A 21,175-nucleotide genomic window follows, 5' to 3' on the forward strand; every position below is an offset into this window, starting at 1 on the left:
AAGGGGATCACCCATGCCCAAGGAAGAATGGGGCGTCAAGCGTATCTGCCCGACAACCGGCAAACGCTTTTACGACCTGAACAAGAACCCGATCGTCAGTCCCTACACCGGCGAGGTGGTGGAACTGTCGTCGCACAAATCGCGCTCGATGGCTCCGGACGCTGAAGATGCGGAAACGAAGAAACTGAAGGCAGGGAGCATCCTTGATGATGATGCGGATCTGCTGGATGATGATGACGTTGATGTCGAGCTGGATGATGATCTGCTCGAGGATGACGAGGACGAGGATGTGTCGCTCGACGACATCGCCGACGTGGCCTCGGACGACAACGATCTTTAATGATCGGAGGGCGGGATTTTCCACTTGATCCCGCCCGCCGCTTTGCTTAGAGAGCGGCGCACGGCCCAATGCGGCCATGGAATTGGGGCCTTAGCTCAGCTGGGAGAGCGCTTGCATGGCATGCAAGAGGTCAGGGGTTCGATCCCCCTAGGCTCCACCAATTCCCCGTCATACACTGATAGTTGACCGCCTTCGACCAAAAGACCGGCCTCGCAGTCGCCGTCTCGGTTTTGGGCCGGACAGCCTCGCCAACGGCGACCACAGGCTCGAGACCCAGAACGTAAGGGTAAGCTTCCTGATTGCGGCAAATTCGGCCCGAGAATCCCTTGACGCGCCTGTGCTTTGAGCCTAAAGACGCCAAACGGAATTCGGGGCGCTGCCTGTGGTGGTGCCCGTTTGTGTTACGAAGGGCCAGCACGCGCCCTCAGCAAGAACGAGGATGATCTCATGTCGCGCCGCTGTGAACTGACCGGAAAAGGCCCGATGGTTGGCAATAACTCCAGCCACGCCAACAACAAGACACGTCGTCGGTATCTGCCGAACCTCAACGACGTGACCCTGCAATCCGAGACCCTGAATCGCGGCATCAAGCTGCGGATCTCGGCGCATGCCCTGCGCAGCGTCGACCATCGCGGTGGTCTCGATGCGTTTCTCGCCAAGGCCAAGGACGACGAGCTGTCGGCCTCCGCGCTGAAGGTCAAGAAAGAGATTGCCAAGGCGCAGGCCGCAACCGCCTGAACCAAAGCGTAAACTGTTTCGCGAACAGCCCTGCCCAACCGGCGGGGCTGTGCTTTTTTGTCGCTTGCCCATGCCGGGCGGACAGGCCTATACCTCTGGCCGATGAGACCACTGCACCCGCTCCTGGCCTTGGCCCTCTGCCTTGTTCTGGCCCTTACCAGCCAGAGCCTTGCCGTGGCACGCGGCATGGCACAGCCCGTAGGCCAGATTGTGCTCTGCACCGGCACAGGGCCGATCACAGTCGCAGTGGACGCAGAGGGGCAGCCCCTTGCAACGCCCCACCTCTGCCCCGATTGCTTGCCCGGTTTTGCCGTTGTGCTGGACGCGCCCCTTGCCCTTGGCCTGTGGCTGGCGTCAGAGCGGCGGATCAGCACAATCACAGTGGAACGCCATGCTGCGATGCGCAGCCTGCCCCCGAATGTCGCGCGGGCACCGCCTGTGGCGGTCTGACAGCCACTTTCAGACCGTAACTCAGACATTCAAGGAGCGACCCATGTCCTTCAAATCCACCCTTCTGGCGGCCTTCGCCACAACCATCCTTGCCGTGCCCGCACTGGCCCAAGAAATCCAAGTGCTTGACACCTACGCCCGCAGCGCCAGCCCCACGGCCAAGACCGGCGCGGCCTTCATGCTGATCGAGAATATCGGCGATGCTGATGACCGCCTGATCGGCGCGGTCTCGCCCGCCGCGCAACGGGTCGAGTTGCACACCCACATCGAAGAGAGCGGCGTGATGAAGATGGTGCATGTCGAAGAAGGCTTTGCCATCACGGCAGGTGAGACGCTGGTGTTGGAACGCGGCGGCGCGCATGTAATGCTGATGGGCCTCACCGAGAGCTTTGAGCAAGGCAAGATCATACCGATAACGCTGGTGTTCGAGAAATCCGGCGAGATCGTAGTCGACGTGCCCGTCGATCTGGCGCGCAAACCAGAAGAGGGCCACGGCAAAGCGCACGGGACCAAACACTAACCGGTTTAGGCCCTCGTAAGGCATCGCAACGCAAATTTCTGATCGCCTTCAAAGTGTTTCGGTTGTTCATTGGAACGCCGAAACACTTTTTTTGCTTGATCAGGCCCTGCCGAACGTCGCTAAAATATCAGCCGACGGCGCGACCAGCCATCTTTTCAAGATGCGCGCGCAGTTGTTCCGCCTCATAGCGCGCCTCGCGCAGACCGTCCATGGTGGCGGCCAGTTCTGCCTCGGTCTGGCTGATCTGATTGGTCAACTCCGCCTCACGCTGTTGCAGATAGGTGATCGCCTGATCGCGGGTTTCTTCGGCCTCGTGCAGTTCTTGCGCCAACCGCTCCAGTTCCCCTACATCCGATCCCGGCACGCGGATAAAGCGATGTACCAGCCAATTGGCGAACCAGCCCATGCAGAACGCCACGAAAAGAACGATGGCGGTTGCGATGATGAATTCGGTTCTATTCATTCGGTTGGCGTATCCTGCGTGGTCTCTTCTGCCTCTGCACCTTCTTCCCCCGGTTCTTCAAGGCTTTCAAGCGCTGTTTGCTCATCTGGCAGTGGCTCGGGGCGGATCAGGCGAAATTCAATACGGCGGTTGGTCTCGCGGCCCTCTTCGGTCTCGTTATCAGCGATGGGCACGCTCTCACCATAGCCCTTGGCGTCAATGCTCGATGTCAGCACGCGGCGCATGCGCAATTCGTCCAGAACCGCGCGCGCACGCGAGAGGCTGAGTTGCGCGTTCATATCCTCGCCACCCTGGCTATCGGTATGGCCGCCGATTTCCATCCGAACCTCGCCGCATTTTTTCAGCACATCGGCAATGTCATCCATGATGGCCGCCCCTTGGGCGTCAATCTTGGCCGATCCCGGCTCAAAGTTGATTTTGCGCTCTGCTTGGATCCCCGCGATTTGCGCCTCGCATTCCTCTGGCGTCGGAAGCCCGGCCACAGGATCGAGGGCCTCTTTATACGTCACGTCGATAGAGTATTGTTCTGCCTCGCCCAGCTTTTCCGCAAGAAACTGCGCGATTTCCGCACTGGCAGTCTTGCGGCCCGTATTTCCCTTAACGCCGATATTATCGGGCGTGACGGTCACGACACCGTTCGACAGATAGGACAAGGCTTCAAGCCCGGTCAGAACGCGGATCGGCCAATCACGCGGCAAACCCTCGGCGACCCGCGCCGTCAAATGCACCGAATCCGATGAAAACCGCGCCTTGGCAAAGCTACGCACCGTCTCGCGGCTGGTCTCGCTGCCCACCCGGCCCCGAATCAGAACCTGACCTTCGGGCGACAGAGTGGCCACAAACTCTGGCGCTGCGGGCTGCGCGGCATCGGGCGGCGGCGGCAACGTGGCAGTAAGGGCAAAAACCTCGGGCAGATCGGCTTCAAGTTTACCCGCCACGTCGTCAAAGAGGCTTTGCGCCGTGCCTTCGGGCGCCAAAAGCGCTACATCGGCATCCGAAAACGTAACCGTGCCGCCGCCAAGGTCCGCGACCGCCGCGATGGCCAGTTCTGCCGCCCGCGACCATTGGGGCGAGGGCACACCCATCCCGACCACACAGTCGGCCTTGGTCTGGATGCCAGCCTTGCCCGCAGCGCGCAAAATACCATCGCGCGCCTCTTCGGTATCCGCAGAGCAGGAGTCGAATCGCGCGCCTGTTTCGTCGATGACGAACCGCAGGGTAAACGGCGTGATCACTGGCCGCGGTGCCGAGATTGCGAGCGCCAGGCGCACATCGTCCGGGGCCGTGCGCGCCAGATCCGTCTCGATCCGGCGCTGTGCCTCTGTGCTGTCGACCATGGCCTTGATCTCGACCCTATCCGCACTCACGGAAATCTTGGCGCGCGGCAATTTTCCCAGCGACCGCACCGCATAACGCAGCGCTGCGGGCCATGTCTCTGGATACGGGTAATCTGCGGAATCAAGCAGGTCGGCCACCGGGACGTCATCGGTCACAGACGCGATATCCGCCAAAAGCTTATCTCGGTCCGTGGCCGCAGGCACCAGCCCGATCAAGGAAATGCCGCTATCGTTGCGCAGGATTTCGATGGCAAAGCGCGGCGGCGCGATATCGGCTGCATCTTGCACCAACATCTGGTCGATCACCCGCGCTGCATCAACCACCGTGCCCGCCAGCGACAGCGCCTTGAACCGCAACGCCTCAGAGGGCGCGGTGCCCGCCAGAAAGAGTTGCAGCCCGTCCGTATCGACATCGGCCCAGACCAATCCAACCCGGTCCAGCGTGTCACGCACCGCCCGCCGAGAGCTGTCTTCGATGGCGCTCACAGCAAAGCCTGCGGCAACAACCGCAAGCACCGCTGCCCCGACAAAGGTTCCGGCGATCGTAAAGGCAGATGATAAACGCATCGGGCAATAGCCAATTTATGAGTGCTGCCCACGTCTTTAGGCGTGCGGCGGCATGAGTTCAATCACAGCAGACAAGCGACGGCGAAAAACGGCACAGGCAAGAGACCCGCATCGCGATTGGACCGGAAAAGGTGAAGCAGGCGCGCGGTATCGTCCAACCGCAAGCGACGCATCTGGCCTTGCATATGCCAGCCCATCACCCACGGCCCGCAGAGCGCCACAAGAAGCGCCGTCATGCGGGCGTCCGGCACCGCAAGAATAACCGCCAACGCCATCAACGAGACAGTCGCCACCAAAAACCACCGCAGCCAGCGCGGGGAATTGTCGCCAAAGAGCCGCGCCGTGGATTTCACCCCGATAAGGGCGTCATCCTCGGCGTCCTGATGGGCATAGATCGTGTCATAAAAGAGCGTCCAGGCGATACCCGCGAGATAAAGGATCACCGCAGGTGTCTCGAGGCGTCCGGTATGGGCCGTCCAGGCCAAAAGCGCGCCCCAGTTAAAGGCAAGACCCAGAAAGACCTGCGGCCACCATGTGAACCGCTTGGCAAACGGATAGACGGCGACGGGCAAGAGCGAGAGTATGCCAAGCACGATTGCGGCGGTGTTGAACGTCAGCAGAATCCCGAACGCAATCAGCGCCTGCACCGCCATCCAGATCAGCGCGCCGCGCACCGTGACCTGCCCCGAAGGAATAGGCCGCGAGGCCGTGCGCGCGACAGAGCCGTCGATATGCCGGTCGGTGATGTCATTCCACGTGCAGCCCGCCCCGCGCATAAGAAAGGCACCAAGACCACAGCCAATGAAGATCCACAGATCATGCCACCCCGCCTGCCCATCTGACAGCATCGCCAGCGTCAGCCCCCACCAGCAGGGCAAAAGCAAGAGCCATGTGCCAATCGGCCGATCTGCTCGGCTCAGCCGCAAATAGGGGCGCGTCGCCGCAGGGGCCAATCGGTCCACCCAATTGCCCGCATAGGCATCGGCCACCTGTCCCGTGGCCTCTGGCGTCTGGTTCTTTGCGGTCATATGTTGGCCCCATGAAAGCAGCGAAGATCAGGCTTTATGTAGAGCACCCGTTGGGGGAAGGGCAAACCATTCCTCTGACGCAACCACAGGCCCATTACCTCTTTGGGGTGATGCGGCAAGGTGTGGGTGATGCTGTGCTGCTCTTTGACGGGCGGCACGGCGAATGGCGCGCCGACGTGATCGAGGCAGGCAAGCGCGGCGGGGTGTTGCAGGTGGCAGAGCAGACAGCTCCGCAGCGCGATCCGCCGGATCTTTGGCTCTTGTTCGCCCCGATCAAAAAGGCGCGGACCGATTTCATCGTCGAGAAAGCCGCCGAGATGGGGGCTGCGCGGATCATCCCTGTGCAGACCGAGTTCACCAATGCCGAACGCATCCGACAGGACCGCCTTCAGGCCCATGCCGTCGAGGCCGCCGAGCAATGCGGCGGCACCTTTGTGCCCGAAGTCGGCGATCTGCACCGCCTTGACCGGATGCTTGCGGACTGGCCCAAGGACCGGCAGTTGATGTTTTGCGATGAAGGGCTGGCGGGCCACGCGGCAACGCTTGCCGGTGATTTGCCGCGCGGCGCGCCTTGGGCCATCCTGATCGGCCCCGAGGGCGGGTTTTCAGAGGCCGAGCGCGCGCGCCTCGCGGCGCTGCCGCAGGCGCATGCCGTCAGCCTTGGGCCTCGCATCCTGCGCGCCGATACGGCGGCGGTGGCGGCAATGACGCTCTGGCAACGCGCTTTAGGGGATTGGACATGAGCTTTATTCGCCCGCAAGCGCGCGCTGCTCTCTGGCGCTGGCGCGAAGTGCTCAGCGGTGTCGGGCTAGCAGCACTTGGGCTTTGGTGGGGGATTGGCAGCTATGGCCTTTTGCAATGGCTGGGCTACGCGCTTTTGATCCTTGCCGGGGCAGTACTGGTGATGGGGCTGCAACGCGCGCGATTTCGCGCAGGCGCGGGCGGCCCCGGCGTGGTGCAGGTGGACGAGGGGCAAGTCGCCTATTTCGGGCCTCTGACGGGGGGCGTGGTGGCCATTCGCGATCTTGATACGCTCACGCTCGATCCCACAGGCAAGCCGCCACATTGGGTGCTAAGCATAGATGGCGCGCCCGCGCTGCATATCCCGCTCAACGCCGAAGGGGCCGAAGCGCTCTTTGACGCCTTCGCCGCCCTGCCCGGCCTGCGCACCGAACATATGCTGGCGCAGATGCGCCGCCTACCCGATCACCCAACCGTGATTTGGCAGAACCCGCAAAGCGCGGTCTCGCACCTTAGGCTGCATTGACAGTCCGTGTGTTTGCCGCCAACTGTGTCGCCCGAGACAATGCCCTGATCAGGAGGCCCGAATATGTCTATCCCACAATCCGGCGGCGGGCCGATCGAACGCCATGAGCAACTTGCAGAATATCTGGCAAGTGGTTGCAAACCCAAGCAAGATTGGCGCATTGGCACCGAGCATGAAAAGTTCGGCTATTGCAAAGACACACTGCGCCCCATTCCCTACGAGGGGCCGCGCAGCGTATTGGCGGTGCTTGAAGGGCTGCGCGATGTGCATGGCTGGTCGCCCGTGGAAGAGGGCGGCAAGCTCATCGGCTTGGAAAAGGACGGGGCGAATGTCAGCCTCGAGCCGGGCGGTCAATTAGAGCTTTCGGGTGCGCCGATTGAGACCATTCACCAAACCTGCGACGAGGTGAACGACCACCTGCGCGAGGTCAAAGACATCGCCGACAAGGTGGGCGTGGGCTTTATCGGCCTGGGTGCTGCCCCGATCTGGATGCATGACGACATGCCGCTCATGCCCAAGGGCCGCTACAAGCTGATGGACAGCTATATGCAGAAAGTCGGCACCATGGGGCGCACCATGATGCGCCGCACCTGCACCGTGCAGGTCAATCTCGATTTCTCCTCAGAACCCGACATGGTGCAGAAACTGCGCGTGGCGCTGGCCTTGCAGCCGGTGGCAACAGCCCTTTTCGCCAATTCGCCGTTTTTCGAGGGCAAGCCCAATGGGCACAAAAGCTGGCGCGCCCGCGTCTGGCGCGATCTTGATCCCGCGCGCACCGGCATGTTGCCCTTTGTGTTCGAAGAGGGTTTCGGGTTTGAGGCCTATGCCGATTACGCGCTCGATGTGCCGATGTATTTCGTCTATCGCGACGGCAAGTATATCGACGCTCTGGGGCAGTCGTTCCGCGATTTCCTGCGCGGTGAGCTTCCTGCCCTGCCCGGCGAGAAACCAACGCTGAGCGATTGGGCCGATCACCTGACCACCACTTTCCCCGAGGCGCGGATCAAGAAATTCATGGAGATGCGCGGGGCCGATGGTGGCCCGTGGCGCAGGCTCTGTGCGCTGCCTGCCTTCTGGGTGGGGTTGATGTATGACCAATCCGCACTTGATGCGGCATGGGACGTCTGCAAGGGCTGGGATGCCGAGACGCGCGATGCGCTGCGGGTGGCGGCCAGTGTGGACGGGCTTCAGGCGCGGGTGGGCGACATCCACATGCACGAACTGGCCCGCGAGGTTCTCAACATCTCTGAGGCGGGCCTTAAGGCGCGCGCGCGGTCGGGCGGCGGCGGCATGATCCCCGACGAGACCCATTTCCTTAATGCGCTGCGCGAAAGCGTCGAGACCGGCAAGGCCCCCGCGGATGAATTGCTCGACCGGTATAATAGCGATTGGGCGGGTGATCTTAGCCGGATTTACGCCGACTACAGCTATTAACCGCCTGTTCAGGCCGGCAGCGGGCTGCCCGTTCTGGTCCGGGTGCGCATCAGGATCAGAACCATGATCCCGATGTTGAGGAAATTCCAAGCAATGCCGTTGAGAAACGCCATGTGATAGCTGCCGGTCAGGTCATAAATCCAGCCCGACATCCAGCCGCCAATCGCCATCCCGGCGATGGTTGCCATCATCACAAATCCCACGCGCCGCCCAGCCTCGGCACTGGGCATATACTCTCGCACGATCACCGCATAGCTGGGCACGATGCCGCCCTGCGCCAAGCCAAAGACAAGGCTGACAACATAAAGCGAGGTTAGCCCACCCGAGGGCAGGTAGAGGAATAGCGCCAGACATTGCAGCGCCGAACCGATCAAAAGCGTGCGCACGCCCCCCAACCGATCCGCAAGCAGGCCTGAGACCAGACGCGATGCAACCCCGCCCAAAAGCATGAGCGACAGCATCTGTGACCCCACGGCAGGGCCATAACCCAGATCAACGCAATAGCTTACGATATGGACCTGCGGCATCGACATCGCCACGCAGCAGCCCACCCCGGCAAGGCCCAGAAGCAAGGCCAGAGTGCGCGGCGACAGCCCCGTCGCCCCAGCACGGGCCGAAGACAGGCTGTCAGCATGGGCGCGCGCCGCCAAAGGCACCCGGCGTCGCAACAACAGCGCAAGCGGGATCACCCCTGCCACCGTGACGACCGCCAGCACCATATAGACCGCCCGCCACCCCTGCTCTGCCAGAATACCGGCAAGGATCACCGGCCAAATTGCCCCTGACAGGTAATTACCGCTGGCGGTGATCGCCACAGCAATCCCGCGCCGCTTTAGAAACCAGAGCGAGACATCAGCAATCAGCGGCCCGAAACTGGCGGCAGATCCGAAACCGATCATGAATTGAAGCGTCGAAAGCAACAAAACCGTGGGGCTCATCGCAGCCAGGGCCGTCGCAGTGGAGATCAGAAGCGCTGACCCGATCAGCGCCGCCGTGACACCAAAACGGTCCACCACCCGCCCGATACCAAGGTTGCCCAGCGCAAACCCCACCATGGTCAGCGTATAGGGCATAGAGGCCGCCGCGCGGTCGACGCCAAACTCGGCCTGCATTGCGGGCATCACCACGATGATGGACCACATACCGGCATTGCCGATCATGGCAATGGCCAAAGACACGCCAAGGCGTGTCCAGGCATAGCGGCTGTCGAGAAGGGCGGTATCGGCGTTCATGGCGCGACGATAGGACGGCGCGCAGAGACTGACCAGATGGAAAAGAGCGGCCTTCAACGGGTTGTGATGGGGCGGCATTTTGCTGCAATCTCTATCCCGTGCTTGGCCCGGCGCGCGCGACAGGCTAACACTTGCCGCAAAAAGGAGGGCTCAGCCCATGTCGACCGCCAAGACCCAAACCGGGACCCAGATCGAAACCCCGACCGAGATTGCCCGCGACGTCATCCGGATCGAGGCCGAGGCTCTCAGCGCCCTCCACGCGGACCTGCCCATCGACTTCGATGCAGTGGTGACGCGCCTTCTTGAGGTCAAGGGTCGGGTCATCGTCTCGGGCATGGGGAAATCTGGCCATATCGCCGCCAAGATCGCGGCAACCATGGCCAGCACCGGCACGCCGGCGCAATATGTCCATCCGGGCGAGGCAAGCCATGGCGATCTGGGCATGATCACACGGGAAGATGCGCTGATCCTGATCTCCAACTCTGGCGAAACCCGGGAACTGGCCGATATCATTGCCCATAGCCGCCGCTTTGCGATCCCTCTCATCGCCATAACCAAAAAACCCGACAGTACCCTTGGACAACAGGCCGATTTCCGTCTGACCCTGCCCAATGCCCCCGAGGCCTGCGCCATCGGCATGGCCCCCACCACCAGCACCACCTGCACGCTGGCCTTGGGCGATGCTCTGGCTGTGGCGATGATGCGGCTGCGGGGCTTTGAGCGCGAGAATTTTCTGGCCTTTCATCCCGGCGGCACGCTGGGCGCACAGCTTTTGCGCGTCTCTTCGGTCATGCACAGCGGCGCAGCGCTGCCCGTGGTCAGCGCCGAGACCCCGATGGGCGAAACCTTGATCGAGATGACGGCCAAGGGCTTTGGCGTGGCGGCTGTGGTCGAAGAAGGTCGGCTAATGGCGGTGATCACCGATGGCGATTTGCGGCGCAACCTGTCGGACCTCATGGCACGCACTGCCGGAGAGGTGGCCACCCGCAACCCCCGCAGCATCCTGCCCGAGGCGCTCTTGTCCGAGGCTTTGGGCGTGATGAACACCCACAAGATCAGCGCGCTCTTTGCCGTGGATGAGAGCGGGCAATTGCGCGGCCTCGTGCATATCCATGACATCCTGCGCGCCGGGGTCGCCTGATCCCGGATCAGGCGCTCAGAAAGCTCGCATAGGGGATATAGCGCACCGGATCACCCGGCTGAATGGTCACCGCACCGTCAGGCAATTCCACCAGACCTTCAGCCCAGCTTAGGCCACTGATCCGCCCCGAGCCTTCCGAGGCGAAAACCTCTGCCCGCCCCTGACGGATCCGTGCGCGCAGATATTCACGGCGTCCCGGTTTCTTGCGTTTCTCAAAACCGGCAGGCACGTGAAATCCCTGCGGCACCGACCAGCCCGCCCCGGACAAGAGCCGCAGCGCAGGCCGCGCAAAGATCAGCGCACAGACAAGGGCCGCCACCGGATTGCCCGGCAGGCCAAAGACCGGCACGCCCCGCCAGAGGCCAAGCGCCAAGGGCCGCCCCGGTTTCAGGGCGATACGCCATTCGGCCATGGCCCCCGCCTCATTCAACAAGGCCGATACATGATCCTCATCGCCCGACGACGCGCCGCCAGAGGTGAGAATGGCATCCGAATCTTCCGCCGCACGATCCAACGCAGCGCGAAGCGCTGCGCGGTCATCGGCAATACGCCCCAGATCAAGCGGCGCATAGCCCATCTGCTCCACAAGACCCAAAAGCATAGGACGGTTTGCATCATAGATCTGGCCGGGTCGGGCGGGATGACCGGCCTCTACCAGTTCATCGCCAGTGGAGATGACCGCGACGCGCAGCTGTTCATGCACTGGCAGATCCGCCACGCCCACAGCGGCGCAAAGCGCCAGATCGGCAGGGCTAATCACACGGCCCGGCGCAAGTACCGGCGCATCTGCCGCCACATCCTCGCCCGCGCGGCGTGTATTGGCACCGGGCTTTAGCCCCGCACGAAACGCGATACGCCCCGCGCCCAAGGTCACATCCTCTTGCAGGATCACGGTATCAACGCCCTCAGGCAGCGCAGCCCCCGTCAGCACGCGCACCGCATGGCCGGGGGGCACGCTGTCGGGATAGGGCACACCAGCGGCGGCGCGCCCCTCAACGAGCGGCAGCGTTTGATCGCCAGCGGTCAGGCTTGCATGGGCAAAGCCATAGCCATCCACGGCGGTATTCGCCTCGGGCGGGTTGGCGCGCAGCGCGGTGACGGGTGCGGCCAGAACGCGGCCCAAGGCCTGCGCCAGCGGCGCGCGGGTCTGGCCCACCACGGGACGCAGCCGATCTTGCAAAAGCGCCAATGCGTCATCGACCGGCGTCCAATCCACGCCCGCAGGCAGTGCAAAACAATCATTCCGCAGGGGCGGCGGTTTGAGCACGTCGTCACATGCGGCAATCAACGCCGCCTCATATCCCAAACCCAGAATCCAGCCTTCTTCCGGCGCATCCACCGCCAGCATTTCGGCCAGTTGCTCCTGAGGTAAACGCGCCAACGCGCGCGCCATCAGCCGCACCTGATGCGCATCCCGGATCTCGCCCAAGGGTTTGACAGCGGCATTGATCAGCCCCGGCCAGATTTCGACCAGCGCCACGGGCTTGTCCAACACCTCGAACGGCCAGACAGACACTTGCCCGTAAAACCTGCGTCTGAGCCGGTTGAGCACCGGCAGCCCGGTCAAAACCTGTCCACCCACGGCCCCCGCGCCCCCCATCTGCCAGCAGGTGAAGGCCCCCTTCGCCCGTGCCTCGGCTGCCCGCCGCTCGGTCATGCCATGCCCTGCCCGCGTATCCTTGCGCGGCAAACCGGCAATCTCACGCTTCAACCCGTTGAACCAGAATGGCCCCACGCCGGGAAAGCGCCCGTTGATCTCGCCCGCCACATCAAAGCGGTTATTGCCGCCCGGGGCATCCTCGATCACCGTTTCCAGCCAGTCCCAGACGGCAAAGGGATTGTCGCAGCCAGTCAAACCTCGGGCAAACCCCGCCGGAAAGCCAAAGGGAAAATCCACCCCGATCAACAGCCTGCGCCCCGCCGCAAGCTCTGCCGCAATCAGGGCCACTAGCGCCGCCTCGGCCTCGGCCCGGTTGCGCAGATACATCGGGGCCTCATCCACCCCGTCGCGTGTCACCCCCAGCCAGATCGCATCGCGACACGGGCGCGGCCCGGTGTCGTTGCCGCCCGACCAATCCAGCATCGCAAACGTGTCAAACCGGTTCACAACGCCACCTCCGCCAAGATGAAATCGGCAATTGCCTTGGTGTCATTAAGGTCGAACAGAGGCCGGTCGATCGTCAACGCCGTATCGCTCGCCACGGCGCGGATGGTGGGATCATCGGTGGCAATCAGCGGATTGCCGGTTTCGGCGCGAAACGCCTCGACCTTGGGATGGCGATCACGCTTGTAGCCCTCGACCAACACCAGATCGACGGGGGAGAGTTTCTGCAAGAGAGATTCAAGCGTCGGTTCGCCCTCTTCGCGCAGTTCATGCATCAGGGCAAAGCGGTTACGCGAGGCCAAGAGCACCTCGGTCGCGCCCGCCACGCGGTGGCGGTGACTGTCCTTGCCCGGTTGGTCCACGTCAAAGCTGTGATGCGCGTGTTTCACAGTGGAAACCGTATAGCCGCGCCCCGTAATCTCGGCCACCAGCCGCTCCATCAGCCCGGTCTTGCCCGCGTTCTTCCAGCCGGTGACGCCATAAATCCTCATGCTGATAGTCTCCTGCGTGCCGCGTCCAGATCCCCGGGCGTATTGACGTTGAAAAAGGGATCGAGCGCGTCGTCAAATACCGCCTCGCGCCCGTCATGTTTGTCGGTCCAGAGCACCACCTTGCGCAGCCCGTCCAACAGGGCCGCGCGTAGATCATGCCGCAGCGCCGTCGGCCAGAGGCCAAAGGTGGGATGGCGGATCAAACCGCTGTCGCTCATGGATTTGGTCTCGGTGTCACTACGCGGGGTGGCGGCAAGAACGAGGGGATGCGCCATGCCCTCTGCCACGCCTGTCAGATGCGCCACAAGATCGGTCGGGAAAAACGGCGTGTCGGCGGCGACGGTGACGATTATGTCGGCCCCCTGCCCCGCAGCCCAATCAAGACCAGCCAGAACGCCCACCAGCGGCCCGGCGAAACCGGGGATGGGATCGGGCAGCACCGGCAGGCCAAAGGCCGCAAAGCGGGCGGGCTCGCCATTCGCATTCAGCGCCATCGCCCCCACCTGAGGGCCCAGACGGTCGATCACATGCGCAAGGATCGGGCGATCATCAAGGGCCAACAGCCCCTTGTCGCCGCCGCCCATGCGCGTGGCTTGCCCGCCGGCAAGGATGACACCAAGGGGCTCGGTCATTCGTCGGCCCCTTTGCGGCGGTGTTTTTTCTCCTCATCGCCCACGCTCTCGGGGTCCGCATCCCGCAACAGGCGGTCATCCCCCGCAAGACAGACAAAGCGCTTGCCGCGCATCCGGCCAATCAGCGTCAGCCCCACCTGGCGCGCAATCTCCACGCCCCACGCGGTAAAGCCAGAGCGCGAGGCAAGCACCGGAATGCCCATCATCGCGGTCTTGATCACCATTTCCGAGGTCAAACGCCCGGTAGTGTAAAGCAGTTTATCCCCCGCATCGACACCCTCGCTCAGCATCCAGCCCGCGATCTTGTCCACGGCGTTATGGCGGCCGACATCCTCCATATAGACCAGCGGGCGGTTGCCTTGGCAGAGAACCGTGCCGTGAATCGCCCCCGCCTCAAGATAGAGCGACGGCGTGCGGTTGATCACGCTGGCCAAGGCATAAAGATCCGAGGTCTTGACCGTCACGGCAGGCAGGGTCACGCCCTCGAGCCCCTCCATCATGTCACCAAAGACCGTGCCCACGGCGCAACCGCTGGTGCGGGTCTTTTTCTTGAGCTTTTCCTCGTAAGTGGTCTGGCCGTCAGTGCGCACGACGACGGTGTCCAACTCTTCATCGTAATCCACGCCCAAGACCGTCTCTTGCGGCCCCAGCATTCCCTGATTGCGCAGGAAACCAAGCGCCAGATACTCGGGGTAATCGCCAATCGTCATGGCAGTCACGATTTCCTGCGCATTGAGGAAAATCGTCAAGGGGCGCTCCTCGACCACCGAAATCTGCGTGCGGTTGCCCTCGTGATCCATGCCCTCGACCGCGCGCGTAAGGCGCGGGGCGGCAGGATCGGGAGCGATGAGATAAGACAGGAGGTCCTCGGTCGTGGCCAATTGCATCTCCTTCTGGCATTGGATAGGCGGTGTCAGGGCACGGGGGCAACTTAGGGGGCAAGCGGTGCATAGGCAAACCACCAATTCGACCTATTGGCAAGGCGTGCGCGACGGTGCGCCCTTCATTCTCGTGATCGTGCCCTTCTCGTTGCTCTTTGGCGTGGTCGCGACCGAGGCTGGATTGAACGTGTTTGAAACGCTCAGCTTTTCGGTTCTGGTGATCGCAGGCGCGGCGCAATTCACCGCGTTGCAACTGCTCAGTGATGGCGCGCCCACCGCGATTGCGCTCATTTCTGCGCTGGCGGTCAATCTGCGGATGGCGATGTATTCGGCCTCTCTCACGCCCTATATCGGCGGGGCAAGTTTGGGGCAGCGGGCGCTGGCCGCCTATTTCACCGTCGATCAAAGCTATACCTGCGCCATCGTCGCCTTTGAAAAAAACCCCGGTTGGTCAATTCCCCAAAGGCTCGCGTATTTCTTTGGCGTGGTCACGCCGATTTGCCCGCTCTGGTATATCTTCACGCTTGTGGGGGCGCTGGTTGGCACCTCGATCCCCGAGGGGCTGGCGCTTGATTTTGCGCTGCCGATCACCTTTCTGGCGATGATCGCGCCAATGCTGCGCACGCCGGCGCATCTGGCGGCTGCCTTTGTGTCCGTCACACTGGCGCTGGTCTTTGCGTTCCTGCCCTATAACCTCGGGCTTCTGGTCGCGGGCGTTGCGGGCATGATGACCGGCGCGCAAGTCGAGCTGATGCTTGAGCGGCGCAAGGAGGCGCGGTTGCCATGATCGACAAAACAAGCCTCTGGATCGTGATCGTGCTTTTGGGTCTGGGCAGCTTTGGGCTGCGCTTTGTCTTTACCGGGCTGATCGGCGACCGGCCCTTGCCCGCGTGGCTGCTCCGGCATCTGCGCTATACTGCCGTCGCGGTTCTGCCGGGGCTGGTGGCACCCTTGGTGGTCTGGCCTGCGGCGACGGGCGGCACGCTTGATGCCCCGCGCATGGCGGCGGCGCTGGTGACGCTGATCGCGGGCTATCTGCTGCGCAACGTGATTGTGGCGATTCTCTTGGGCGCGGTCACGCTTTATGGCGGGCTTGCCCTGATGGGGCAGATGTAAAGGCAAACGCCCTCAGGCGAAAATCTGCGCCGCATGCTCTGCCATGTAAATCCGCAACCATGGCGTATAGCGCGTGGGATGCATGCGGATCGCGGCGTTCAGCGCATTCAGCGAGATCCAGCGCGTCTCCATCACCTCATCCGGGTTCGGGGCAAGCGCACAGCGCGCAGGCAGGCGGCACATGAACATATCCACCACCTCATGCTCGGTCAGACCACCGCCCACATCGGCGCGGTATTCGACCTGATCGCGATGGGTGAGCGAGAGGCCGGTGATGCCCAACTCCTCGGACAGCCTGCGATGCGCGCAGGCCAGCGGATCTTCGCCCCAATGCGGATGGGTGCAGCAGGTATTGGCCCACAGACCGGGCGTATGATATTTGCCAAGCGCGCGGCGCTGAATCAAAAGATCCTCACCCGCCATGACAAAGACCGACACCGCCTTGTGCCGCAAACCGCGCTGATGCGCCTCGAGCTTGTCCACGGCAACCAGATCACCGCCGATCCATGTCGGGATGAGCGCTGTCATGTTCGGGTCGCGGACACCAGCCGCGTCAGATGGGCGAGGTTCTTCAACCCGATCTTGAGATGTGCCATGGGTCGCGCCTTGACCAGTTTCTTGTTCATATAGGCCTCGAATGTCAGCCGCTGCACGTCGATGTCATGGCAGAGCGAGACAAAGCGCTCGCGCCGCTCGTCGGACCTATAATAGGCATTTTGCATCGACGCCAGAACCCGGAACACCGTTTTATGCTCGCGCATGAAAAGCTGTCGCGCAAGTTTGAGATCGCGCACCCGCCCCGAGGCAAGGCAAGCACTCGCCGCCGTCGCGGCCACCCGACCGCCGACCATGGCATAGTAAATCCCCTCACCCGAAGACGGCGCAACCACGCCCGCCGCATCGCCCGCCAAGACCACATCGCGGCCATTGTCCCAGCAGTCCAACGGCTTGAGCGGAATCGGCGCGCCCTCGCGGCGAATTGTCGGACAGTCCGTAAGGCCAGAGGCCGCGCGCAAATCGGCGGTGGCCTGTTTCAAATCGACATCCTTGATCATGCTGCCCATGCCAACGCTCGCAGATTTGCCATGCGGAAAGACCCAGCCGTAGAAATCCGGCGAAATCGCCCCGTCATAGATCACATCACAGCGCTTGGGATCATAGGCGGCGGTGGCCTCCGGGGCCTCGATGATCTCGTGATAGGCGATGACATAGGGGATACGCTCGGCCCCCGGCACCTCGTCCCGCGCCACACTGGAGCGCGCGCCATCGGCCCCGATGATCAGCCGCGTGGGCAGGCTGCGTGCGTTACCCGTAACCTTGTCGCGGTAGATCACCGCCGGTGTCGGCCCGCTGCGATCAATCCGCAGATAGGTGCCCGTGGCGCGCACAGCCCCGGCCTGTGCCGCACGAACACGCAGGAACTCGTCGAAATGCTCGCGATCCACCATGCCGACAAAGCCGTTTTCAATCGGAATATCCACATGTCGGCCGGTGGGCGAGATCATGCGCGCGGTGGTGATCTTGGCCACGATCTGCGCGTCAGGCAGGTTGAAATCGGCAATCAGGCGCGGCGGGATGGCCCCGCCGCAGGGCTTGATCCGCCCGGCACGGTCCAAAAGCGCCACCTTATAACCCGAGCGGGCCAGATCCTCGGCTGCAGTGGCCCCAGACGGACCGCCCCCGATTACAACTACGTCAAACATGGTCATTCCCCCGGAACAAGCGTCGCGCCGCGGTCGCGGCCATGATCAATCACCCTGAGCGCCATCAGCGCCGAGAGCACGAAAAGTCCGGCCTCAAAGAAAAAGACCGTGCCGAACGCCGTAGCATCCGTATCAGACAATAGGCGCATCACATCGACCGAGGCCGCGCCCATCAGCCCACCGAAACCTGCGGCCATCGCTTGTGCCGCGCCCCAGAGACCCATCCGCGTGCCTTCGCGCGCCTCGCGCCCCTGCCCCGCCAGCGCCATCATCGCGCCAATCGCGCCCACCGCGAACATGCCGTTGAAGAACCCGAGCACGACGACGATCGGGACGAATGCCGCCGCCGCGCCCGAGGCCCCGAGCAGCGCAATCGCTGCAAGCGCCGAAGCCGATCCCAAACAGCCCCCCACCACCCAATGCCGGATCGAACCAAGCCGAAGCCCCGTGGCGGCAACGCCAACGGTCAGCATGCCAAGGAACACCCCGCCATTCTGCGCACCGCTGAGCTGCGTGGATTGGCCGGGGGTGAAATGAAACACCAACCCGGCATAGGGTTCCAAGATGAGTTCCTGCATGAAGTAAGCTGTCATCGACAGGAAGACGAAAATCGTAAAAAGCCGCGCCTCGCGCTCGGCCCAGATTTCGGCCAAACCTTCACGAAACCGCAGCGGCGCATCGGCACGGGCAGGCTGCGCCCCAACGCGCGCCTCGATGCCGTGAATGGCAAGCGCGGTCAGCACCACCGCGCCCAGTGCCACAACGCCCACGATTTCCAGCAACAAGGCCGGGGTATAGGGGTCGAGAAAGGCACCCACCGTGGTTGCGGTTACGGCGATGCCGCCGATCATCATCAGCCAGGTGATCGTTGCCGCCGCCGCCCGCCGCCGCGGGGCTGTGGCTGTGGCCAAAAGCGCCAAAAGCGAGGTGCCCGACGCACCGACACCCAGCCCGATAAGGGCATAGGCAAGAATAGACAGGCCCAGACCAAGGCCGAATTGGCTTTCCATGATCACCACGGCAAGCGCCGCGAGATACCCGCCCGAGGCCAGGACCGCCATTCCCCCGATGATCCAGCGGGTGCGATGCCCGCTCGTATCCGAGAGATACCCCCAATTGGGCCGCGTGATCTGAATGCCGTAATGCAGCGCCACCAAAAGCCCCGGCAGCACCGCAGGCAGCGCCAGTTCCACCACCATCAGGCGGTTGAGCGTCGAGGTGGTCAGCACCACCACCGCGCCAAGGCACATCTGCACCAGACCCATGCGGAAAATCTGCAACCAACTCAGCATCATGGCGCGCCTCCGATCATGCGCAGGGCAAAGGCCGCGATCATCATACCGGTGACATACGCCATGACGCCTGTTCCGTTATACCAAGGCGCACGGCCCTTGGGATCAGAGAGAAGAATACGCATTGCCCAAAACTGGCCAAGCAAAAGCACGGCGATTGCGGCAGCATGCCACGGGCGGCCCCAGGCCAGCAAAAGGCCGATCACCGCCAGTTGCGGCAGGGCCATCACGATACAGGCCACGCGCGCCGCCCGTTCCGGGCCAAGCGTGACGGGCAAGGAATTGACGCCCGTCTGGCGGTCGCCCTCCAATGCCTTGAAATCATTGAGTGTCATGATGCCATGCGCGCCAATGGCATAGAGCGCAGCAATCACGATAACCGGCCCGCTGGGCGCGCCTGCGGCCAACACCGCCGCGCCCGTGAACCACGGCAGCCCCTCATAGCACAGCCCGACAAGGCCCGGCCCCCAGATACCCGACCGCTTGAGGCGCACCGGCTCTGCCGAATAGGCCCAAGCCGCCACCACGCCAAACACCGTCGCGCCAAAGCCCCAAGGCCCGAGGAACGCCCCCATCCCCAGCGCCAGCGCCGACATCGCCAGCGCCACCCACAGCCCCCAACGCCCCGGCACCCGGCCAGAGGGAATCGGGCGATGCGGTTCGTTGATCGCATCCACATGCCGGTCACACCAGTCATTCGCCGCCTGGCTCATGCCACAGACGACCGGCCCCGCCAGCACCATGCCCAGGATCACCAGCCCCCAGTTATTCAAAGGAGAAACGCCCGAAGAGATCACACCGCACAGGTAGGCCCAAATGGGCGGAAACCATGTGATCGGCTTGATCAAAGTCAGCAGGGCCCGAGGCTCTGGCAGGCGGCGCACGATGTGTAAGGACTCTGTGACACTCATAGTGTCAATTAAACTATACAATCCATCGCGAGGGAAGAGGATTCTCGAATGCAGGCGCGCAAATCGGCCTATTCATCATCCTGTGCGTTGATCAACCCGAACTTGCGCAGCTTGACATAGAGGCTCTGCCGCGACAGGCCCAGCATTTCGGCGGCGGCGACCCGGTTGTTGTTGGTCAGGCGCACAGCGGTTTCGATGCACATCTTTTCGACCACGTCCGAAGTGGCAGATACCAATTCCTTGAGCGAGGCTGTCCCGACAAGGTCCATCACATTGCGCATCGCTTCTTCGCTGACCACGGCCGAGGCTTCTTCGACATTGGGCAGATCGCGGGGGCTGGTATCGCGAATGATCAGGCCAACACCCAGATCAGCATTGCGCCCACGCAGGCGTGCGGCGGAAATATCCACGGACGTGCGCGTGCCAACGATGCTCTGGACCTGTGCGGCATAGCTGCGCATCCGGCCTGTCTTGCGGGTGTTATCCAGAATAAGCTTGAGATCGACACTGCCCCGCGACAGGAAATCCGCCATCGAACGGCCCTGCACATCCCGCAATTGCGCGGCATCGGACAGCACCAAAAAGCCCTCGTTCGCATCCCGAACCAAACCATTGGCATCCAGCAGCACGATTGCATCGCTCGCCGCTTCAAAGAGCGCCGTCAGCGATTGCGCCGATTCAGGGCGCGCCGCCTCTTCATCTTCGACCGGTGCCATGCGGCACAGCATCAGCACCTCGCCCGAGGCGCGAAAGAAATCCGGGCTCAACTGCACCAGCCGCCCATTGCGCCGCGCCACAGCCTCTACCCCGGTGATTTCATCCGAGGCCGCCGCAGCGCGCAACTGATCCATGAACCCGCCCCGCCGCTGCCCTTCAAAGGCCTGCGCAAAAGCATTGCCCGCAAGCACATCCCGCTTGGACCCAAGCAACAGCGCCCCGGCGGAATTGATGTCACGAATGCGGCCCTGATCCGGCTCGACCAGAACCAGCGGCGTCTCGGACGCCTCAAGCACCACCCGGTAACAGGTCTCAATGCCGCGAAACTTTTCAAGCTCTCGCTCGCGCGCCATCTGCTCGCGCACCAGACGCTGCTGAATCTCCGCCAGCGGCTGCATATCGCGCCCCAGCAAAAGAACGCCACCACTGTCCGGATCACGATGCAACGTGTAGCGCACCGGGAATTCCCAATTGGCATTGTCCCGGTGATTCATCTCCAGCGGGCGCGGCAGGGCATCAGGATCAGCCCGCATCTCTAACAGACGGGCATCAAACTTGGTGCGGCTTTCAACCGTGAGGAAATTGCGGAAATCCCGCCCAACCCAATGTTCCAGACTGCCCAATTCAGGCAGGTCCGGGCTAACGGATATGGCGACCACAAGAGATTTGTCGTCAAGCATGACCGCGATGTCAGAGGCTTGCTCGATCAAGCGATCAACGCTCGATGATCCGGGCAATCCACCCGTTAGGGGCCGCTCAGACGTCCTGTTCTGCTTCGTCACGCTGCTATCCCAACTCTCGCGCGCAGGGC

General features: G+C 62.8%; 23 protein-coding genes and 1 tRNA gene. 11 read left to right on the forward strand and 13 right to left on the reverse strand.

Annotated features, from left to right (window positions below):
* The first annotated feature begins 13 nt into the window (after nucleotides 1-13).
* From ROSMUCSMR3_RS04235 to ROSMUCSMR3_RS04255, 5 genes are all read left to right on the forward strand, one after another.
* A complete protein-coding gene (locus ROSMUCSMR3_RS04235; RefSeq protein WP_008280342.1) occupies nucleotides 14-340 on the forward strand; it encodes a TIGR02300 family protein in 327 nt (108 codons plus the stop codon).
* An 84-nt stretch (nucleotides 341-424) separates the two neighbouring features.
* Nucleotides 425-500, forward strand: a tRNA-Ala gene (locus ROSMUCSMR3_RS04240).
* Between the two features lie 287 nt (nucleotides 501-787).
* On the forward strand, nucleotides 788-1,078 hold the full coding sequence (rpmB, locus tag ROSMUCSMR3_RS04245) for a 50S ribosomal protein L28 (protein ID WP_008280343.1): 291 nt from the start codon (nucleotides 788-790) through the stop codon (nucleotides 1,076-1,078).
* Between the two features lie 102 nt (nucleotides 1,079-1,180).
* Entirely contained in the window at nucleotides 1,181-1,528 is a 348-nt protein-coding gene (locus ROSMUCSMR3_RS04250; RefSeq protein ID WP_081506565.1) for a hypothetical protein, read from the forward strand.
* A 43-nt stretch (nucleotides 1,529-1,571) separates the two neighbouring features.
* Complete coding sequence (locus tag ROSMUCSMR3_RS04255; RefSeq protein WP_081506566.1) at nucleotides 1,572-2,048, forward strand: copper chaperone PCu(A)C; 477 nt, start codon at nucleotides 1,572-1,574, stop codon at nucleotides 2,046-2,048.
* A gap of 127 nt (nucleotides 2,049-2,175) precedes the next feature.
* Here ROSMUCSMR3_RS04255 and ROSMUCSMR3_RS04260 read toward each other — a convergent pair whose 3' ends face one another.
* From ROSMUCSMR3_RS04260 to ubiA, 3 genes are all read right to left on the reverse strand, one after another.
* Nucleotides 2,176-2,511: a hypothetical protein gene (locus ROSMUCSMR3_RS04260; protein ID WP_008280346.1), complete on the reverse strand. Its 336-nt coding sequence runs from the start codon at nucleotides 2,509-2,511 to the stop codon at nucleotides 2,176-2,178.
* Nucleotides 2,508-4,415 (reverse strand): OmpA family protein, encoded by a 1,908-nt coding sequence (locus tag ROSMUCSMR3_RS04265; RefSeq protein WP_081506567.1) that lies wholly within the window; start codon nucleotides 4,413-4,415, stop codon nucleotides 2,508-2,510. Before ROSMUCSMR3_RS04265 ends, ROSMUCSMR3_RS04260 begins: the two co-directional genes overlap by 4 nt.
* A gap of 62 nt (nucleotides 4,416-4,477) precedes the next feature.
* Complete coding sequence (gene ubiA / locus ROSMUCSMR3_RS04270; protein WP_081506568.1) at nucleotides 4,478-5,443, reverse strand: 4-hydroxybenzoate octaprenyltransferase; 966 nt, start codon at nucleotides 5,441-5,443, stop codon at nucleotides 4,478-4,480.
* An 11-nt stretch (nucleotides 5,444-5,454) separates the two neighbouring features.
* On the opposite strand from ubiA, the gene ROSMUCSMR3_RS04275 reads away from it, so the two are divergent.
* The 3 genes from ROSMUCSMR3_RS04275 to ROSMUCSMR3_RS04285 all read left to right on the forward strand — a co-directional run bounded on the left by ROSMUCSMR3_RS04275 (nucleotide 5,455) and on the right by ROSMUCSMR3_RS04285 (nucleotide 8,144).
* Nucleotides 5,455-6,186, forward strand: a complete 732-nt coding sequence (locus ROSMUCSMR3_RS04275; RefSeq protein ID WP_008280349.1) for a 16S rRNA (uracil(1498)-N(3))-methyltransferase — start codon at nucleotides 5,455-5,457, stop codon at nucleotides 6,184-6,186.
* The gene (locus ROSMUCSMR3_RS04280; RefSeq protein WP_081506569.1) at nucleotides 6,183-6,710 is read left to right on the forward strand and encodes a hypothetical protein; all 528 of its coding nucleotides are present in this window, start codon (nucleotides 6,183-6,185) and stop codon (nucleotides 6,708-6,710) included. Before ROSMUCSMR3_RS04275 ends, ROSMUCSMR3_RS04280 begins: the two co-directional genes overlap by 4 nt.
* A 63-nt stretch (nucleotides 6,711-6,773) precedes the next feature.
* The gene (locus tag ROSMUCSMR3_RS04285) at nucleotides 6,774-8,144 is read left to right on the forward strand and encodes a glutamate--cysteine ligase (RefSeq protein ID WP_008280351.1); all 1,371 of its coding nucleotides are present in this window, start codon (nucleotides 6,774-6,776) and stop codon (nucleotides 8,142-8,144) included.
* Nucleotides 8,145-8,152: 8 nt separating this feature from the next.
* On the opposite strand, the gene ROSMUCSMR3_RS04290 is transcribed toward ROSMUCSMR3_RS04285, so the two are convergent.
* Complete coding sequence (locus ROSMUCSMR3_RS04290) at nucleotides 8,153-9,376, reverse strand: MFS transporter (RefSeq protein WP_008280352.1); 1,224 nt, start codon at nucleotides 9,374-9,376, stop codon at nucleotides 8,153-8,155.
* A 157-nt stretch (nucleotides 9,377-9,533) separates the two neighbouring features.
* Between ROSMUCSMR3_RS04290 and ROSMUCSMR3_RS04295 the strand changes: the two genes are divergently transcribed.
* Complete coding sequence (locus ROSMUCSMR3_RS04295) at nucleotides 9,534-10,517, forward strand: KpsF/GutQ family sugar-phosphate isomerase (RefSeq protein ID WP_008280353.1); 984 nt, start codon at nucleotides 9,534-9,536, stop codon at nucleotides 10,515-10,517.
* A 7-nt stretch (nucleotides 10,518-10,524) separates the two neighbouring features.
* Here the strand turns inward: ROSMUCSMR3_RS04295 and glp are convergent, their stop codons facing one another.
* Genes glp through ROSMUCSMR3_RS04315 form a run of 4 tightly spaced genes read right to left on the reverse strand, consistent with a single transcriptional unit; the run spans nucleotide 10,525 to nucleotide 14,631 of the window.
* The gene (gene glp, locus ROSMUCSMR3_RS04300) at nucleotides 10,525-12,624 is read right to left on the reverse strand and encodes a gephyrin-like molybdotransferase Glp (protein ID WP_198385576.1); all 2,100 of its coding nucleotides are present in this window, start codon (nucleotides 12,622-12,624) and stop codon (nucleotides 10,525-10,527) included.
* Complete coding sequence (gene mobB / locus ROSMUCSMR3_RS04305; protein WP_081506570.1) at nucleotides 12,621-13,112, reverse strand: molybdopterin-guanine dinucleotide biosynthesis protein B; 492 nt, start codon at nucleotides 13,110-13,112, stop codon at nucleotides 12,621-12,623. The genes glp and mobB overlap by 4 nt, the downstream gene beginning before the upstream one ends.
* On the reverse strand, nucleotides 13,109-13,744 hold the full coding sequence (gene mobA, locus ROSMUCSMR3_RS04310; protein ID WP_081506571.1) for a molybdenum cofactor guanylyltransferase MobA: 636 nt from the start codon (nucleotides 13,742-13,744) through the stop codon (nucleotides 13,109-13,111). The genes mobB and mobA overlap by 4 nt, the downstream gene beginning before the upstream one ends.
* On the reverse strand, nucleotides 13,741-14,631 hold the full coding sequence (locus tag ROSMUCSMR3_RS04315) for a formate dehydrogenase accessory sulfurtransferase FdhD (protein WP_081506572.1): 891 nt from the start codon (nucleotides 14,629-14,631) through the stop codon (nucleotides 13,741-13,743). Before ROSMUCSMR3_RS04315 ends, mobA begins: the two co-directional genes overlap by 4 nt.
* A 58-nt stretch (nucleotides 14,632-14,689) precedes the next feature.
* On the opposite strand from ROSMUCSMR3_RS04315, the gene ROSMUCSMR3_RS04320 reads away from it, so the two are divergent.
* Entirely contained in the window at nucleotides 14,690-15,412 is a 723-nt protein-coding gene (locus ROSMUCSMR3_RS04320) for an AzlC family ABC transporter permease (protein WP_008280358.1), read from the forward strand.
* Nucleotides 15,409-15,741 (forward strand): AzlD domain-containing protein, encoded by a 333-nt coding sequence (locus tag ROSMUCSMR3_RS04325; protein WP_008280359.1) that lies wholly within the window; start codon nucleotides 15,409-15,411, stop codon nucleotides 15,739-15,741. Before ROSMUCSMR3_RS04320 ends, ROSMUCSMR3_RS04325 begins: the two co-directional genes overlap by 4 nt.
* Before the next feature lie 12 nt (nucleotides 15,742-15,753).
* Here ROSMUCSMR3_RS04325 and idi read toward each other — a convergent pair whose 3' ends face one another.
* From idi to ppsR, 5 genes are all read right to left on the reverse strand, one after another.
* Nucleotides 15,754-16,269 carry an isopentenyl-diphosphate Delta-isomerase gene (gene idi / locus ROSMUCSMR3_RS04330; protein ID WP_008280360.1) on the reverse strand — a complete coding sequence of 172 codons (516 nt, stop codon included), beginning with the start codon at nucleotides 16,267-16,269 and terminating at the stop codon, nucleotides 15,754-15,756.
* Complete coding sequence (locus ROSMUCSMR3_RS04335) at nucleotides 16,266-17,444, reverse strand: geranylgeranyl diphosphate reductase (protein ID WP_237183534.1); 1,179 nt, start codon at nucleotides 17,442-17,444, stop codon at nucleotides 16,266-16,268. Before ROSMUCSMR3_RS04335 ends, idi begins: the two co-directional genes overlap by 4 nt.
* Before the next feature lie 2 nt (nucleotides 17,445-17,446).
* Nucleotides 17,447-18,739: a BCD family MFS transporter gene (locus ROSMUCSMR3_RS04340; RefSeq protein WP_081506574.1), complete on the reverse strand. Its 1,293-nt coding sequence runs from the start codon at nucleotides 18,737-18,739 to the stop codon at nucleotides 17,447-17,449.
* On the reverse strand, nucleotides 18,736-19,647 hold the full coding sequence (gene chlG / locus ROSMUCSMR3_RS04345) for a chlorophyll synthase ChlG (protein ID WP_081506575.1): 912 nt from the start codon (nucleotides 19,645-19,647) through the stop codon (nucleotides 18,736-18,738). Before chlG ends, ROSMUCSMR3_RS04340 begins: the two co-directional genes overlap by 4 nt.
* Before the next feature lie 68 nt (nucleotides 19,648-19,715).
* Nucleotides 19,716-21,146 carry a transcriptional regulator PpsR gene (gene ppsR / locus ROSMUCSMR3_RS04350; RefSeq protein ID WP_237183535.1) on the reverse strand — a complete coding sequence of 477 codons (1,431 nt, stop codon included), beginning with the start codon at nucleotides 21,144-21,146 and terminating at the stop codon, nucleotides 19,716-19,718.
* Nucleotides 21,147-21,175 lie beyond the last annotated feature (29 nt).

This window comes from Roseovarius mucosus (genome assembly GCF_002080415.1).
Classification (GTDB): Bacteria; Pseudomonadota; Alphaproteobacteria; order Rhodobacterales; family Rhodobacteraceae; genus Roseovarius; species Roseovarius mucosus_A.